At 68.6% G+C, this 15694-nt stretch carries 16 protein-coding genes; 11 read left to right on the forward strand and 5 right to left on the reverse strand.

Annotation, left to right across the window (positions count from 1 at the left end; translation table 11 throughout):
• Window positions 1-63 precede the first annotated feature (63 nt).
• From BM113_RS04835 to BM113_RS04870, 8 genes are all read left to right on the forward strand, one after another.
• Complete coding sequence (locus tag BM113_RS04835; RefSeq protein WP_089785858.1) at window positions 64-2748, forward strand: efflux RND transporter permease subunit; 2685 nt, start codon at window positions 64-66, stop codon at window positions 2746-2748.
• Window positions 2749-2896: 148 nt separating this feature from the next.
• Window positions 2897-4135 (forward strand): translation initiation factor IF-2 subunit gamma, encoded by a 1239-nt coding sequence (locus tag BM113_RS04840; protein WP_089785860.1) that lies wholly within the window; start codon window positions 2897-2899, stop codon window positions 4133-4135.
• A 13-nt stretch (window positions 4136-4148) separates the two neighbouring features.
• The gene (locus BM113_RS04845; RefSeq protein WP_089785862.1) at window positions 4149-4547 is read left to right on the forward strand and encodes a PIN domain-containing protein; all 399 of its coding nucleotides are present in this window, start codon (window positions 4149-4151) and stop codon (window positions 4545-4547) included.
• 1 nt (window position 4548) lies between these two features.
• Window positions 4549-5124, forward strand: a complete 576-nt coding sequence (locus BM113_RS04850; protein ID WP_007140246.1) for a DNA-directed RNA polymerase — start codon at window positions 4549-4551, stop codon at window positions 5122-5124.
• A gap of 2 nt (window positions 5125-5126) precedes the next feature.
• Window positions 5127-5324: a transcription elongation factor subunit Spt4 gene (gene spt4, locus BM113_RS04855; protein ID WP_006673686.1), complete on the forward strand. Its 198-nt coding sequence runs from the start codon at window positions 5127-5129 to the stop codon at window positions 5322-5324.
• A gap of 6 nt (window positions 5325-5330) precedes the next feature.
• A complete protein-coding gene (locus tag BM113_RS04860) occupies window positions 5331-5969 on the forward strand; it encodes a GTP-dependent dephospho-CoA kinase family protein (RefSeq protein WP_089785864.1) in 639 nt (212 codons plus the stop codon).
• Between the two features lie 70 nt (window positions 5970-6039).
• Window positions 6040-7137: a geranylgeranyl reductase family protein gene (locus BM113_RS04865; protein ID WP_089785866.1), complete on the forward strand. Its 1098-nt coding sequence runs from the start codon at window positions 6040-6042 to the stop codon at window positions 7135-7137.
• Window positions 7138-7183: 46 nt separating this feature from the next.
• Window positions 7184-8635 (forward strand): MATE family efflux transporter, encoded by a 1452-nt coding sequence (locus tag BM113_RS04870; protein ID WP_089785868.1) that lies wholly within the window; start codon window positions 7184-7186, stop codon window positions 8633-8635.
• 12 nt (window positions 8636-8647) lie between these two features.
• On the opposite strand, the gene BM113_RS04875 is transcribed toward BM113_RS04870, so the two are convergent.
• From BM113_RS04875 to BM113_RS04890, 4 genes are all read right to left on the reverse strand, one after another.
• Window positions 8648-10090, reverse strand: coding sequence for an FAD-binding oxidoreductase (locus BM113_RS04875; protein WP_089785870.1), 1443 nt, complete (start codon window positions 10088-10090; stop codon window positions 8648-8650).
• A gap of 215 nt (window positions 10091-10305) precedes the next feature.
• On the reverse strand, window positions 10306-10713 hold the full coding sequence (locus tag BM113_RS04880) for a hypothetical protein (RefSeq protein WP_089785872.1): 408 nt from the start codon (window positions 10711-10713) through the stop codon (window positions 10306-10308).
• Window positions 10714-10773: 60 nt separating this feature from the next.
• The gene (gene ygfZ / locus BM113_RS04885; RefSeq protein ID WP_089785874.1) at window positions 10774-11889 is read right to left on the reverse strand and encodes a CAF17-like 4Fe-4S cluster assembly/insertion protein YgfZ; all 1116 of its coding nucleotides are present in this window, start codon (window positions 11887-11889) and stop codon (window positions 10774-10776) included.
• Between the two features lie 39 nt (window positions 11890-11928).
• On the reverse strand, window positions 11929-12225 hold the full coding sequence (locus BM113_RS04890; RefSeq protein WP_007140240.1) for a DUF6432 family protein: 297 nt from the start codon (window positions 12223-12225) through the stop codon (window positions 11929-11931).
• 130 nt (window positions 12226-12355) lie between these two features.
• On the opposite strand from BM113_RS04890, the gene BM113_RS04895 reads away from it, so the two are divergent.
• The 3 genes from BM113_RS04895 (at window position 12356) to BM113_RS04905 (ending at window position 14269) form a co-directional block, all read left to right on the forward strand.
• On the forward strand, window positions 12356-13315 hold the full coding sequence (locus BM113_RS04895; RefSeq protein WP_089785876.1) for a DUF7093 family protein: 960 nt from the start codon (window positions 12356-12358) through the stop codon (window positions 13313-13315).
• Between the two features lie 256 nt (window positions 13316-13571).
• Complete coding sequence (locus BM113_RS04900; RefSeq protein ID WP_089785878.1) at window positions 13572-13961, forward strand: DUF5611 family protein; 390 nt, start codon at window positions 13572-13574, stop codon at window positions 13959-13961.
• 125 nt (window positions 13962-14086) lie between these two features.
• Window positions 14087-14269 (forward strand): hypothetical protein, encoded by a 183-nt coding sequence (locus BM113_RS04905; protein ID WP_089785880.1) that lies wholly within the window; start codon window positions 14087-14089, stop codon window positions 14267-14269.
• Here the strand turns inward: BM113_RS04905 and BM113_RS04910 are convergent, their stop codons facing one another.
• Window positions 14270-15607: a dicarboxylate/amino acid:cation symporter gene (locus BM113_RS04910; protein WP_089785882.1), complete on the reverse strand. Its 1338-nt coding sequence runs from the start codon at window positions 15605-15607 to the stop codon at window positions 14270-14272.
• Window positions 15608-15694 lie beyond the last annotated feature (87 nt).

Raw genomic sequence — 15694 nt, forward strand, 5'->3', positions numbered from 1 at the left:
GGTGACGTCCTGGACCTGCAACGAGATGGAATCAGACACCGAACCGAGTCGGAGGGAGAAACGATGACGAACGTGACAATCGATGACTTCGTCGAGTTCGTCACGACACACAACCGGATCGTGCTGCTCGTGATGCTGGCGCTGACCGCCGGTATGGTCGTCGGCGTCGCCGCCCTGGACACCGGCGGGCAAGCGGCCGAAGACGAGTTCCCCGAGACCGAGCGGTCGCAGGCGGCCGACTACCTCGAGGACCAGTACGCCGACGGAAACGAGCGCGGAGCCGCGTACGCGGCGGTCTACGTCGCGACGGAGGACGACGGCAACGCCCTCTCCAAAGCCGCGCTGGTCGATTCGCTGCGCTACCAGCGGGCGGTGACGGAACGCGAGGCGGTCGCCGACGCGCTCGCGGACGGCGACCGGGGGGACGGTTCCGGGCCGGCCGTCACGAGCGTAGCGAACATCGTCGCCGTCCAGCTCGCCGAGGAGCCAAACGCCGACCTCGAGACCCGGATCGACGCCCTCGAGGGGGCCGACGAGGGGACGGTCGCGTCGCTGGTCGACCGCACCGTCACCGACCACCCCGAGGCGGCGCGGCTCGTGCCCGAGAGCTACGAGCCGGGCACGGCGACGGCGGAGAGCCACCGGATGCTGTTCCGGTTCGAAGCCGACGCGGCCGGCGATGGCGAGGAATCCGTGGCCGAGGCACGGGAGGCCCTCCACGAGACGGCCGGCGAGTGGAGCGATGACGGCCAGGAAGCCGGCGCGCTCGAGGCGGGCGAGGCCGGCGAGGCCGACCTCTCCTACTTCACGCTCGGGGAGCCGGCAGCACAGGAGTCCGTCGACCAGTTGAACGAGAACACGATGGAACTGCTCGTGCCGCTTACGCTGGCGCTCGTGCTGGTCGTGCTGACGGTCACCTACCGCGATCCGCTGGACGTGTTCGTCGGCATGGTCGGGGTCGTCACCGCGATCGTCTGGATGTTCGGGATCCTCGGCTGGCTCGGGATCTCGGCCGGGATGACGGCGTTCATCGGCCCGGTGTTGATCGCTGGACTCAGCATCGACTTCGGCTTCCACGTCTTCATGCGGTATCGGGAACAGCGGGGCGTCGCGACGGATGCCGGAGGCGACGCGGGGGTTCGACCGTCGATGGGTCGGGCCGTTCGATCCGTCTCGGTCGCGCTCGGACTCGTCGCGATCACCGGCGCTATCGGCTTCCTCTCGAACGTCGTCAATCCCGTCGGGATCATCCGGGAACTTGCCCTCGGGATCACGCTCGGGGTCCTCTCGGCGTTCGTCATCTTCCTCACGCTCGTCCCGGCGCTGAAGATCAGCGTCGACGGCCTCTGCGAGCGAATCGGGATCGACCGCCGCAAGCGGCCGCTGGGCGATGGAGCCGTGCTCCGGCCGTTCCTCCGGAGTAGCGTCGTCCTCGCGCGCCGCGTCGCGCCGCTCGTCCTCGTGGTCGCGCTGCTCGCCGGCGCCGGCGGCGCGGTCGCCTGGACGGCCCTCGAGGAGAAAGGCGTCCAGCAACAGGAGGAACCGGCCGCCGAGTGGAAACAGGAACTGCCCGGACCGCTCGCCTGGGAGGTCTCGGAGTACGACCGGAACGACCGGTACGTCCGGGAGGAGTACCGGCCCGTCGCGGCCGCCGACGGCGACCGGTTCCAGTTGCTGATCGAGGGCGAGGTCACCGACGACGGCGCGCTCGAGCGCGTCCATCGGGGTCTCGAGGTCGGCGAGCAACGCGGCGCGATCGCGGACGCGTCCGGCGAGGCCGGGGACCTCCGGTCGCCGACGACGGTGATGGCCTCGGTCGCCGCCGAGGACGAGGCGTTCGCCGCGACGCTCGAGGCGGCCGACGCGGACGGCGACGGCGTTCCGGACGAGGACCTCGAGACGGTGTACGACGCGCTCTACGAGGCCGCGCCGGGCGAGGCCGCGGAGGTGATCGAGCGAACCGACGGCGAGTACCGATCGCTGCGCGTCGTCGGCCCGCCGGAGCGGGCCGGGTTCGACGACGACCGCGTGGCGGACGTGGAGGCGATGGCTGCGTCGATCGAGTCTCCCGAGGCCGAGTCCGGGAGGGCGACCGACGCCGACCTCGCGGCCACGCCGGTCAGTGAGACGATCGTCGTCGACTCCCAGCTCGCCGAGATCACCGACGGGGTCGTCCGGGTGTTGCTCCTGGCGCTCGGCGCGGTCTTCGCCACGCTCGCCATCGTCTACCGGTACGTCCACGGGAGCGCGACGCTCGGAATCGTGACCGCGTTCCCGATCGCGCTGGTCACGGGGCTGGTCGTCGGCGGGATGTACCTGCTCGACGTACCGCTGACGCTGCTGACGGCACTGCTGATGAGCCTGGTGATCGGCCTCGGGATCGACTACGGGATCCACGTCAGCGACCGGTTCGCCCAGGAACTCGAGCGCGGTGACTCGGATCACAGGCGACGCCCGCTGGCGGCCCTCGAGCGGGCCGTCACCGGAACTGGCGGCGCGTTGCTCGGCAGCGCGCTCACGTCCGCGGGCGCGTTCGCGACCCTGCTGTTGCATCCCCATCCCCAGCTCGAGAGCTTCGGGACGCTGGTCGTTCTCGCTATCGTGACCGCCTTCGTGGTGAGCGTGTTCGTCCTCCCGAGCGCGCTCGCACTCTGGGCGCGGTACGGGCGGTCGGGCTCCGGGATCGACGCCGAGAATCCCGCCGACGCCGATGGCGACGGGAAACCGGGAACGGAGGCGAACGCGTAGTTCCCGGTCGTTCGGACGGTTCCGTCGGCCTCGGGGAACCCGGGTATCCGGCTTCGATCCGTCCGCGGGCCGGAAGCGGCTGCGGGTGTAGCTCGCAACCTTTATCAAGCGCACGGCGGAAGCCATATCTAAGATTACTCACCGTCTTATGGCAGGAAATCAACAACCGGAGGTGAACATCGGGCTCGTCGGTCACGTCGACCACGGCAAGACCACGCTGGTCCAGGCTCTCAGCGGCTCGTGGACCGACCAGCACAGCGAGGAGATGAAACGCGGCATCTCCATCAGGCTCGGCTACGCGGACGCCACGTTCCGCCACTGCGAGGGCCTCGACGAACCCGAGTGTTACACCATCGCCGAGAAGTGTCCGGACGGCTCGGAGAGCGAGCCGCTACGGACCGTATCGTTCGTCGACGCGCCGGGACACGAGACGCTGATGGCGACGATGCTGTCCGGTGCCTCGCTGATGGACGGGGCCGTGCTCGTGATCAGCGCGAACGAACCCGTTCCCCAGCCCCAGACCGAAGAGCACCTCATGGCGCTGGACATCATCGGCATCGACAACATCGTCATCGCCCAGAACAAGGTCGACCTCGTCAGCGGCGATCAGGCCCGGCAAAACTACGAGGAGATCCAGGAGTTCGTCGAGGGGACCGTCGCCGAGGACGCGCCGGTCGTCCCCGTCTCCGCGGGCCAGGAGGTCAACCTCGATCTGCTGATGCAGGCCATCGAGGAGGAGATCCCCACGCCCGAACGCGATCCCGACACCGATCCGCGGATGCACGTCGCCCGGAGCTTCGACATCAACAAGCCCGGCACGACCGCCGACGACCTCGCCGGCGGCGTCCTCGGGGGCAGCCTCGTCCAGGGCGAACTCGAGGTCGGCGACGAGATCGAGATCCGTCCCGGCCGCGAGGTCGAGCGGGGCGGCCAGACCGAGTACGTCCCCATCGAGACGACGATCCGGTCGCTCCAGGCCGGCGGTAAGGACGTCGACGCCGCGACGCCGGGCGGCCTGCTCGGCGTCGGTACCGGCCTCGACCCGTCGCTGACGAAAGGCGACGCGCTGGCCGGCCGACTGGCCGGTCCCGCGGGGTCGCTGCCGCCCACCTGGGACGGCTTCACGATGGACGTCGACCTGCTCGACCGCGTCGTCGGCACCGACGGCGAGGAAGGCGAGGTCGAGGAGATCAGCACGGGCGAGCCCCTGATGATGACCGTCGGCACCGCCACGACCGTCGGCGCGGTCACCAGCGCCCGCGAAGGGGAGTGTGAAGTCAATCTCAAACGTCCCGTCGCGGCCGAACCCGGCGCGAAGATCGCGATCAACCGCCGGATCGGCGCGCGCTGGCGACTGATCGGGCTCGGCACGCTCAAGGAGACGTAACACGGGACGACGAATGAGTACGCAGGGCCGGACGCGGGTCGCACTCGATACGAGCGCGCTGATGATGCCGGTCGAACTGGACGTGCGGCTGTTCGACGAACTCGAGCGACTCCTCGACTCGTTCGAGCCGACCGCACCACAGGCCGTCCTCGAGGAACTGCGCCGCCTCTCGGAGAAGGGCGGACGGGAGGGGACGGCCGCGACCGTCGGCCGCGACCTCGCGACCGAGCGCTGTCTCGTCGTCGACACGGAAGCGTCGTACGCGGACGACGCCCTGGTCGAACTCGCCCGCGAGGGGGCGGTCGACTACGTCGTCACGAACGATCGCCCGCTGCGTGACCGTGTGCTCGAGGCGAACGTACCGGTAATTGCATTACGCGGGAGAAACAAGTTAGCGATCACTCAACCATAGAATGTACAAACGGGTCAGACTGAAGGACACGGTAGAAGTACCGCCGGAGGAGCTCGGCGACGTCTCGCCGGACCTCGTGAAGCGACTGCTGCAGGACAAACTCGAGGGACGCATGGACGAGGAGGTGGGAAGCGTCGTCTCCGTCACCGAGGTCCACGACATCGGTGAGGGGACGGTGCTGCCCAACGAACCCGGCGTCTACTACGAAGCCGACTTCGACGCCGTCACCTTCGACCCGCAGATGCAGGAAGTCGTCGACGGCACGGTCGTCGAAGTCGTCGAGTTCGGCGCCTTCGTCGGCATCGGACCGGTCGACGGCCTGCTGCACGTCTCCCAGATCAGCGACGAGTACCTCGCCTTCGACGGCGAGAACCAGCAGCTCGCCTCGAACGAGTCCAACCGCACGCTGGCGGTCGACGATGCGGTCCGCGCCCGAATCGTCACCAAGAGCATCGACGAGCGCAACCCCCGCGACTCGAAGATCGGCCTCACGGCGAAACAGCCCGGCCTGGGCAAACACGGCTGGCTCGAGGAAGAACACGAAAAGCGGGAAGCAACCGCGACCGAAGGTGAATAACCATGGCATCCGATCGTCTCGTCTGTCGCGAGTGTCACCGCGTCAACGAACCGGACAACGAAACCTGCGACGCGTGTAACTCCTCCTCGCTGACCGAGGACTGGGCCGGCTACGTCGTCATCGCCCATCCCGAGGACAGCGAGATCGCGACGGAAATGCAGATCACCGAACCCGGCGCGTACGCGCTGAAGGTCCGCTGACCCGCCGTGACGAGCGACGAACCCGACGACGCCGACCGCGACCGCGGCGGCGACGAGGACGCGAGCGCGACCGACGTGTCCGGGCCCGGAGCGACCGACGTCGTCTCCGATCCGGCCGACCAGCTACTCGTGTTGCCCGACGACCTGCGGAGCGAACTCAAAGAGCCGCTGGGGCCGATCGAGACCGACGCGGACGCCCTGCTCGAGGACGTCGGCGAGCCGCTGATCGCGGTCGGTGACGTCGTCACTTACCACCTGCTCGAGGCCGACTGCCGTCCCGACGTCGCCCTCGTCGACGAGCGCACCGAACGCGAGACCGTCGACGAGGAGATCCGGGACACCGTCACCGAAGGCACAAGCCTCGAGGCCGTGAACCCGCCCGCCGAGATCACCGAGGACGTGGTCTGGGCGCTCTGTGAAGCCCTCGAGCGGATGGAGCCGACGACGATCCTGGTCGACGGCGAGGAGGACCTGGTCGTCTTGCCGGCGATCGTTGCCGCGCCCCTCGGTGCGAGCGTCGTCTACGGCCAGCCCGGCGAGGGGATGGTCCACGTCCGGGTGACCGAAGAGGTCCGCGAGGAGGTCCGGGACCTGCTCGACCGGTTCGACGGCGACCGCGAGCGGTTCTGGACGCTACTCGAGTGATTCTTCCGTCCGTTCTCCGGCAGCGGTCCGTTCGACAGGATATTTATCGACCCAGGTGAACGTGACCGACATGTACGAGTACGATTTCGTCGTCGTCGGCGTCGGTCCCGCCGGCGCGCGCTTCTCCCGGCGGGCCGCCGAGAAGGGCTACGACGTGCTCGCCCTCGAGCAGGGGACCGTCGGCACGCCGCTTGCCTGTTCGGGCCACGTGAGCACCGACGTCTGGGAGTTTACCGGCCCCGGGGCCCGCGCGGAGCTCTTCCAGAACGAGATCTACGGCGCGCGGTTCCACGTCGGCGGGCCGCGAAGCGACGCCTACCCCTTCTACAAAGACGAGGTCGCCTCGAACGTCATCGACCGCGTCGGCCTCGACCGGCACCTCGCCGACCTGGCGCGGGAGGCCGGTGCCGACGTCCGCGAGGAACACACCGTCACCGAGGTTCGCGAACGCCGCGACCGCGTCGAGGTCGTCGCCAGCGGCCCCGATGACGTCTACACCTTCGAGGCGAAGATGGTCGCCGGCTGTGACGGCCCGCGCTCGAGGGTGCGGGACGAACTCGACCTGCCGGAACCGGACGAACTCCTCCACGGCGTACTCGCCTTTTCCGAGGAGGAGGACCACCAGGACTTCGTCGACGTCCACCTGACCGCGCCGACGTTCTTCGCGTGGCGCATTCCGCGTGGCAATGCCGGCGTCGAGTACGGGCTCGCCGCGCCGCCGGGCGTCCAGGTGAACAAACACTTCGAGGAACTGATCGACGGCTACGAGGTCGACGTCTCCCATCGCTGCTCGGGCGCGATCCCGATCGGTCCCCCCGAGCGAGTGACCACCCGCCGGGGGTTCCTGCTCGGCGATGCGGCCGCTCAGACCAAGCCGTTCACCGGCGGCGGCATCCTCTATGGCATGACCTCGGCCGACCACGCCGCCCGCGAAATCGACCCCGACCGGCCGACGACACTCGCGGCCTACGAACGCGCCTGGCGCGACGACATAGAGCGCGAGCAGTCGCTCGGCCACTGGCTCCGCCGGGCATACTCGCTGCCCGAACCGGTCCAGCGGATCGGCCTGGGGGCGTTGTCGGGGAAGATCGGGGTACACATGGACCGCCCGACCTCCTTGCTCTCGCGGGATCACCTCCGGGCGATGATCTCCCGGGCCTTCCGCTGACGGCGAGCCGACAGACCGAAGGCTCCCGTCCGGGAACGAACGTCCGATGACGGACGGTCGGAGCCGCCGCTGGCGTCGGATCGCGGTCGATCGCATCGCCGGGGCGCTCGAGCGCCTGGGGATCATCTCGAGCGACCGGTTCCGGCCGACGATGGACCTGGCCTGGCCCCGGATCGTCACCGGGTTCGCGATCATGTCCAAGCAGACGGCCGACCTGGCGATGGTCGGGACGGCCGTCGGCATCGCGGGCACCGGCGGGATGGCCTTCGCGCTCGCGTACTGGGAGATCGTGACGATGCTGGGGCTGGGGCTGGCCGGCGGCACCGTCAGCCTCGTCTCGCAGAACTACGGTGGGGAGGCGACCGACCGCGCCTCCCTTGTCGTGACCCAGAGCGTCCTGCTGGCGACGGCGATCGCACTGCCGCTTGTCGGCGCGTTCCTCCTGTTTGCCGAGCCGCTGATCGGCCTGTTCGACGCCGACCCGGCGCTCGTCGGACACGGGGCGACGTACCTGGTCTTCGTCGCGCCGGCCGTGCTGTTCGAACTGCTGAACCTCATCGCCAGCCGGACCTACACCGGCGTCGGCGACACGTACACGGAGATGGTCGCCCGCGCCGGGGGAGCGGTGTTGAACATCGTCCTCAGCGCCGCCTTCATCTTCGGCCTCGGCATGGGCGTCGCTGGCGCGGGACTCGGGACGACCCTGTCGACGGGGTTCGTCACCCTCGTCCTCGGCTGGGGGATGAGCGGGCGATCGTACGGCCGCCTCGGGATGGAGCCCAGTCCGGTGCCGATCACGCGCTCGGGGCCCTGGGTCGAACCGGGGCTGGCGAAGCAGTTGGTCGAGATTTCGACGCCCGAGATCGGCCGCCGGCTGGCCCAGGGGGTCGCCGTCTTCCCGCTGCTGTGGATCGCCGCCGCCTTCGGGCCGGTCGTCGTGACCGCGGTCGAGGTCGGTCGCCGGATCCGCGGGCTCATCAACAGCATCAACTGGGGACTGTCGCTGGCCGCGAGTTCGCTCGTGGGACAGCGACTCGGAGCCAACGAGGAGGACGAGGCCGGCGCGTTCGGCGCGGCCATCGTCCGGCTGTCGGTCCTGATCTACGCCGCGGCCGGCCTCCTGGTGATCGCCTTCGCGGAACCGATCGCCGGGCTATTCGTCGCCGACCCGGGCGAGATCGCCCAGGCCGCGGTCTTCGTCGCCGTCGGCGCGGTCAGCGCGGTCGGCTACGGGATCGACGGGGCCGCCGCGGGCGCGCTGCTGGGGGCCGGCGACACGCGACTGCCGTTCGTCGCCTCCCTGGTCGGCCGCTACGTCTTCGCGCTTCCGGCGGCCGCCATCGGTCTCGTCACGCCGCTTGGCGTCGGCGGACTCTATCTCGCCTTCCTGCTCGAGACCTACGTCCCCGGCGGGATCAACTACTGGCTGTTCCGGCGCGGCCGCTGGAAGGCGGTGAGTCGGAAGTATCGGCCGTCGACGGACGCGGAGTCGGGGTGACGGAGCCCAGCGTCAGTCACTGCTTGCCGGCGTAACGCCCCCGTTCGCGCCGAACAGGTTCTCCGGGTCGTACTCCGTCTTCAGTTCGACCAGGCGCTCGTGGTTGTCGCCGAAGCGCCGCCTCGCGGGATCCTCGTTCATTCCGGGGAAGTTTCCGTACCCCCCGGAGGCAACCGCCAGCCGCTCGGCTTCGGCGATCCCCTCGCGGCCCCACGCCACGTTCGCCTCGTCGTCGGCCGCCTCCTCCCAGTTCGCCTCGAAGTTGAGCATGAACGGCTTGTCGCGGTGGCTGAACGCCGTTGCGTCCGGGGCGACCTCCTCGATGGCGCCGCCGAGGTGCCACAGGTCGACCGTCGAGAAGGCGGAGGGGGCGGCCTCGTTGTACCGGATCATCAGGTCGACGACCTCGTCGGTGACCTCGGTCAGGAAGACCGACTTCCAGTAGTAGCGCAACCCGTCGGGGTAGTCCTCGTCGAGCATCGACTGCAGGTCGACGTACGGCATCGGGCCGCTGAAGTCGGCGATCGCAATCCCCTCCCCGTCGTCGCCCTCGAGCAGCGGCCCGAAGACGTCGGTCGCGTCCTCGGGGTCGCCGCGGTAACAGCCGAACACTGCAAACGCCGGCGCTCCCCGGGTCTCCTCGGGGAACTCCTCGATCTCCGGAACGTGAGCGGTGAACGCGATGACCGAGGCCTCCCGGGGCGCATCGGCCGTCCACTCGCGGTACCGGGCCATCACCGCCGCCGTGTCGTCGCCGTGGAACCACGCGAAGAGGGCGTAGACCTCGGGGCCGACCTCGTGGAGTTCGTACTCGAACGAGGTGACGACGCCGAGACCGCCCCCGCCCCCGCGGATGCCCCAGAACAGGTCCTCGTTTCTCTCCGCGCTGGCGGTACGCACTTGCCCGTCTGCGGTGACGACGTCGACGCTCGTCAGATTGTCCAGGGACAGGCCGTACTGCCGGCTCAGATGACCGTACCCCCCGTTCAGCGTCAGTCCGGCGACGCCCGTTTCGGAGACGACGCCGAGCGGCGTCGCGAGCGCGAAGCGTTGCGTCTCCCGGTCGACGTCCCCCAGCGTCGCCCCGCCCTCGACGCGCACCGTCCCGTCCTCGCGGTCGACGCGGACGGCGTTCATCTCCGAGAGGTCGACGACGAGTCCGCCGTCGCAGACGGCCGTCCCCGCGACGTTGTGTCCGCCGCCCCTGACGGCGACGGGCAGTCCCTCCTCGCGGGCGAACGTCACCGCTTCGACGACGTCGGCGACGCCGGTACACCGAACGACGATCGCGGGATACCTGTCGATCATGCCGTTCCAGAGCCGGCGGACGTCCCCGTAGGCCGGATCTCCGGGGAGTACTACGTCCCCGGCGACCGCAGTCTCGAGCGAGCGTACTGCATCGCGGGGAATCCTCGAGAGCGTTTCCTCACCTGGCGATTCATCGGTCGTTGCCATGGTATAGCTACGCGCCCATCCAAAATATAGCGCATCTACGGGTTTCGTGACGGTCAGTTATTCGGTCCGCTCGGAGGCGACGGTCGCGTTCGCTGTCCGTGCCCATTGCTCGCCGACCTCGCTCGCGGACCGTGATCTCCAGATGACGCCTGCTGGAGCGACTATCGACACGGGGCTAGCAAGAGGAACGACAATGGATCGCCGGCGGCGGGGCGTCACTCCGTCCCGACGATTCCGCAGGCGACCCCTTCGGGCTCGACCAGTTCCGTCCCGTCGACGGCGTCGGGAGCGAGCAACAGGACGGTGTCGTCGGGCATTCCCTCGTCGACGTGAATCGGGTGACCGAGGCGCTTCTCGCACGCCTCGAGGGGGTCGTCCTCGTTCTCGGTCCCCGCCGAGAGCCGATCGGCGTTCGCCTCCGAGAGAACGAACACGGGTTCCGTCGTCCCGGACGTCACGTCGCCCTCGAAGGCCTCGACCAGCGTCGTCAGCGACTCGAGGTCGACGGCACCGAGCGACCGGATCGTCACGCGTTCGGTGTCGGAGCCGGGTGCTTCGGCCGACTGGGTGCGGACTCGTTCGGCGAGGTCCTCGAGATTGGCGTCGTCGATGCTGTCGTTCATACGGACGTTCGAACCCGGACGGCCGTCAGGACCGGGCCGGCGGCTTCCGGCCCCGTCCCGTCACTCGTAGGTCGGCAGCCGACCCGACCGATCCGACCCCTCGTAGAACGGCAATTCGGTCCGAGTCGCCGGCACCTCCTCGCCGCCGACCCGCACCGTCAGGTCGTCGCTCTCGAGGCCGTAGTCGACGACCGCGAGCGCGATGGTCTCCTCGAGCAGCGGGCTCTCTCCGGCGCGGGTGACCTCGCCGACGGAGGCGTCGCCGTCGAAGACGGCCGCGCCGGAGTCGGGGACTGGCTCCTCGCCGGATTCCGCTTCCATTTCGTCGGCGAGGGTCAGTCCGACCAACTGGCGGCTCGGCTGCCCGCGGTTCTCGACGCGGGAGACCACTTCCTGGCCGACGTAACAGCCCTTCTCGAAGTCCAGGGCGTTCCGTAACCCGAGGACGTTCGGGATCTCGCCCTCGAGTTCGGTGTCGAACAGGGGCGTCCCGGCCTCGAGACAGAGGGAGTCCCAGGTCCGGTAGCCGAAGGGGGCCGCGTTCAGCCCCTGGTTGAGGAGGACGTCGTAGACGGCTTCGGCGTCGGCGGCGGCGCAGATCACCTCGTAGCCCTCCTCGCCCGCGAGCGCGTCGGTCCGGACGACGGTCACGCCGGAGTCGCCCATCGATCCACGGACGAACGAGAGTCGGTCCTCGGGCGAGGCGGCCCCGTTGAGGACGCTCGCGACCTTCTCGGTAGCCTGGGGGCCGTGAATCCCGAAGATCGCGTAGTCGTCCGTTGCGACCCGAATCTCGACGTCCTGGATGAACACCTTCTCGGACCACTCCTCGGCCAGCGGCTCGGCCTTCCGGGGCGGGACGAAGAGCAAGAGCCGCTCGCCGGCGTTGTAGACGTACAGTTCGACCTCGATCCCGCCCTGGGGCTCGAGGACGAGCGCGTAACAGCCCTGTCCGTCCTCGTCGGGGACGCGGTTCGAGACCACGTTGTCGACGTACTCGAGGCGGTCGTCGCCCTCCACGACGACCACGCCGTAGATCATTTCGATCAGGCCGACGCCGTTGCGGACCGCACGGTGGGTCCGCTCGGGCCGGCCGAAGTGTTCGACGACGGTCCGGTCGCCCCGTTCGCCGAACGTCGCGCCGTGGTCCTCGTGGATCGACTCGATGACGCTCATGCCTCCAGTCAGGAGCCTGAGCGTATCAGGCGTTTCGATTCAAAAAGGCAGTCGGTCCCGGAGCCAGTCGCCGATCGATTCCTCGGGCTCTTCGTCGGGAACCTCGGGAATCACCCGGTCGGCGGGCTTGATGAGGGTCTGGTCGCCGTCCGATTCGACGACGATGAGGCCGTCGGTCTTCAGGGTCGCGAGAGCGTCCTCGAGGTCGTCGATCTCCGCCTCGACGGCCGCGCGGAGTTCGAAGACGGTCATGCCGTCGTCGGCTCGATCGACGAGTGCGTCGAGTACCGCGACTTCCGTTCGCTCCCGGTTCCGGTACTCCCGCTTTGCTTTCATCCGTGTTGGTATTCGACGACCCGGGATTTGACGTTTGTCGTTGGCGACCCTCGAGTCGGGGCGGCACTGCCGTCGTCCCGCCGGACCCAGGCGGTACGTTTTTTATGGCCCCGCTCGGAACGGTGTGACAATGGTCCTGCGATGTTCGCTGCTCGGACACGACTACGGCGATCCCGACGTCGAACGCGAGCGCGAAGAACGGGGCAGTGAAGTCGTCGTTACCGTCCAGGAGTACGAGGAGTGTACCCGCTGTGGCGAACGAAACGTCATCAGCGAGAACACGGAAGTGACGAGCATCTCCTCCGCTCTCGACGGCGACGAGTTGCCCGACGAACCCGAACCCGAATCCGAACCCGTACCCGAACCCGGGCCCGGGCCCGAGTCCGACATCGACTCCGAACAACCGTCCGGCTCCGAGTCCGAGAGCGCCGCCGACGGCGAAGACGTCGAGTTCATCGACGCGGATGCCGGCGAAACCGAGACCGTCGAGCCGACGGCCGACGCCGACGCGGACGCGGACGACACCGTGGCGACGGCCGCCGACGACGACGGCGAGATCCTCGAGGACGCCCCGGCCGATCGCGACCGCGACAGCGACCGCGAGCACGGCGAGTGGCCCGACTCGAGCGACGTCGGCCCGCCGGTCGAGGAGGAGAACCGGACGGAGTGGCCCGAGGCCGAGGTCAGTGACCCGACCGACGACGACGCAGTCGTCCTCGAGCACGACTCGACCGAGACCGGCGTCCCCGACGGCGTCGACCGCGGCGTCTCCGAGGGCGACGTCGGGACGGCCGCCGGCGGGACGGGCGGCTCCGACGGTATCAGTGCTGCCGACGTGACCGCCGACCTCGAGGCGATGGAAGACGACGACTCGAGCGAGGAACCCTCCCTCGAGAGCGGTTCCGGCATCGAACGCGACGGCTCGGTACCGGTGCCGACGGAGGAGGATCCGGCCGACGAGGACGTGCCCACGGAGTTTTACTGCCCCCGGTGTGACTACGTCGCCGCGGAGAACCGCGCCTCGCTGCGGGCCGGCGACATCTGTCCCGACTGCCGCAAGGGGTATCTCGGCGAGCGACCACGGCACTGATACGGAGTGCTGTAACGGGTTTCCGGGGCAACCGCCGCTCTGGTCGCGGGTGCGCCGGAACCGACCCACAGAATATCGTACGACGCGGATCGACCACCGGTCTTTTTCTTTCTCTCTCGAATCCCTGTGGCGACGGTCCCCTCGTGTCAATCGGGCAGACAACACGAACCGTCGATTCGCGTCCCGCACGCGCCACTCCCTCCCGATATCGACGGCTATGAAAAGAGGTAAACAGTCCGCCGTGTATCTCCAATCCATGAAGGAGTACAAGATGCGTCGCGGTGAATATCTCGAGGAGCGAATCCCGGACATGAAGGACACGATCGAGGACTACTTCGGGTCCGTCACGGGAACCCAGGAGTACAAGGGCAGCGACCTCTACGTGATCGAGGAGCCCGACAACCCCGTCTTCGAGAAGATCGTCGTCGGCGCAGTCGAATACTCCGGGAAGAAGGACAAACTCGGCGTCGAGTTCCACGAACGAGACCCCACCGAACTCGGCCCCGACGAACTCGAGGCCGCGAGCGAGGCCGTCGACGCCAAGAACGACTTCCTCCTCGAGGCGACCGGTCGGGACGCGAAGGCCCGCCGCGACTCGATGAAACGCGCGGTCGAGGACGACCCGGACCACGACGTCGACGCCTGAGAGCGTAACCCACTGTTCTCTCCCTGTTCCGGAAGTTCGTCGACCCAGCGACGGGTATCGCGATCGGCCGGAGCTTCTCCCCCGGCTTCGAAACGGCTATCCGCGCACCCTCGAATACCTCGGACATGGACCTCTCGGCGTTTCTCCTCGCGACGCTCGTCACCCACGTCGGACTGGCGGGGTTCGTGACCGGACACGCAGTGCTGACTGACGGCGACGCCGGAAACTGGCCCTACATCACGCTCGCGCTCGGACTCGCGGGCGTTGCGGGGTACTTCTTCTACGACGAAGCGACCGCGGGACGCTGATCAGTCCCCGGCGGCGACGCCCTCGCCACCGCCCTCACCGGCCGGCTCGTCGGGCACGTCCGCCCAGACGCCGGAGGAGAGGTCGATGCCGTCGGTCCACTTGCCGACGACCGACGCGACGGCGAGGTCGCCGGTGACGTTGTTCGTCGTCGCGATCCGGCCGAGGATCGGGTCGACGCCCGCGACGAAACCGACGATCTCGAGGGGAAGTCCGAGCGCGGTCAGGATGACCGACAGCATGATCAACCCGGCACCGGGGACGCCGGCCGTCCCGATGCTGATCAGGATCACGGTCGCGAGCACGAGCACCTGTTCGCCGAGGCCCAGGGTGACGCCGACCAGATTGGCGGCAAATACTGCCGTCACCGCCTGCCGGATGGCCGCGCCGTCCATGTTGATCGTCGCGCCGAGGGGAAGGCCGAAGCCGTAGACCGACTCGTCGATCCGGAGGTTCTCGTCGGCGTCGGCGATCGTCACCGGCAGCGTGCCGCTCGAGGAGCGGATCGTAAACGCCGTCACCATGGCGTCTTTCGCGCCGGCGAGGAACGACAGCGGCGACTCCCCGAGGATCCCGACGGTCATCACGCCGAGGTAGGTGACGCTCATGTGGATGACGATCCCGACCGCGATGACGGCCACGAGCGCCCCGAGTTGGACGATCGCACCCAGCCCTTCGGTGCCGATCGAGGCCGCCATGAGGGCGAAGACGCCGATCACGCCGTACTCCATGACCCCCCAGACGATCTTGAACAGGGCCTCGGTGCCGGCGTCGACGAAGGCGAAGAAGCCGTCGATCGCGTCCGCGACCGTCTCGTCGGTCGTCGCCTCGCGGACCATCGAAAGCGCCAGCCCGAACACGACCACGAAGAAGATCGTCGAGAGGATGTCGCCGTCGACCATCGCGGCCAGCGGGTTCTCGGGGACGATGCCCAGCACGACTTCGGCGACCGTCGGCGGCTCGGCCTCCTGGGCTTCGCCGCCGACGAACTCGACCGCGGTCCCGGGGTCGAACAGGTTCGCGACGGCGAGGCCGATCGCGGCAGCGATCGTCGTCGTCACCGCGTAGAGGGCGACGGTCAATCCGCCGACCTTGCCGAGCCGCGAGGGCGTGAGCTTCCGCATCCCGCCCAGCAGCGTGAAGACGATCAGCGGGACGATCAGCATCTCGAGCAGACGGAGGAAGAGATCGCCCAGCGGCTCGAGGACGCCGGCCCGTTCGCCGACGAGGCCGCCGACCGCGGTCCCGAGGACGAACGCGACCGCGATGCGATAGATGATGGGAATCGATCGATACCGACGCCACGTACGTCTCGGAAGCGACTCTGATGTCGTACTCATCGACTGCCGTTTGGGACAGGGAGCGGCAACCTGTGTCGGTATCGGTGAGTCTGACCGTTATCTCCGACGGAAGTGGAGAAGCCGAAA

This window comes from Natronobacterium haloterrestre, from assembly GCF_900112205.1.
Taxonomy (GTDB): Archaea; Halobacteriota; Halobacteria; order Halobacteriales; family Natrialbaceae; genus Natronobacterium; species Natronobacterium haloterrestre.

Coding starts and splice junctions, on each gene's coding strand:
- BM113_RS04835 (WP_089785858.1), top strand. CDS start 64: ATGACGAACGTGACAATCGATGACTTCGTCGAGTTCGTCACGACACAC.
- BM113_RS04840 (WP_089785860.1), top strand. CDS start 2,897: ATGGCAGGAAATCAACAACCGGAGGTGAACATCGGGCTCGTCGGTCAC.
- BM113_RS04845 (WP_089785862.1), top strand. CDS start 4,149: ATGAGTACGCAGGGCCGGACGCGGGTCGCACTCGATACGAGCGCGCTG.
- BM113_RS04850 (WP_007140246.1), top strand. CDS start 4,549: ATGTACAAACGGGTCAGACTGAAGGACACGGTAGAAGTACCGCCGGAG.
- spt4 (WP_006673686.1), top strand. CDS start 5,127: ATGGCATCCGATCGTCTCGTCTGTCGCGAGTGTCACCGCGTCAACGAA.
- BM113_RS04865 (WP_089785866.1), top strand. CDS start 6,040: ATGTACGAGTACGATTTCGTCGTCGTCGGCGTCGGTCCCGCCGGCGCG.
- BM113_RS04870 (WP_089785868.1), top strand. CDS start 7,184: ATGACGGACGGTCGGAGCCGCCGCTGGCGTCGGATCGCGGTCGATCGC.
- BM113_RS04875 (WP_089785870.1), bottom strand. CDS start 10,090: ATGGCAACGACCGATGAATCGCCAGGTGAGGAAACGCTCTCGAGGATT.
- BM113_RS04880 (WP_089785872.1), bottom strand. CDS start 10,713: ATGAACGACAGCATCGACGACGCCAATCTCGAGGACCTCGCCGAACGA.
- ygfZ (WP_089785874.1), bottom strand. CDS start 11,889: ATGAGCGTCATCGAGTCGATCCACGAGGACCACGGCGCGACGTTCGGC.
- BM113_RS04890 (WP_007140240.1), bottom strand. CDS start 12,225: ATGAAAGCAAAGCGGGAGTACCGGAACCGGGAGCGAACGGAAGTCGCG.
- BM113_RS04895 (WP_089785876.1), top strand. CDS start 12,356: ATGGTCCTGCGATGTTCGCTGCTCGGACACGACTACGGCGATCCCGAC.
- BM113_RS04900 (WP_089785878.1), top strand. CDS start 13,572: ATGAAGGAGTACAAGATGCGTCGCGGTGAATATCTCGAGGAGCGAATC.
- BM113_RS04905 (WP_089785880.1), top strand. CDS start 14,087: ATGGACCTCTCGGCGTTTCTCCTCGCGACGCTCGTCACCCACGTCGGA.
- BM113_RS04910 (WP_089785882.1), bottom strand. CDS start 15,607: ATGAGTACGACATCAGAGTCGCTTCCGAGACGTACGTGGCGTCGGTAT.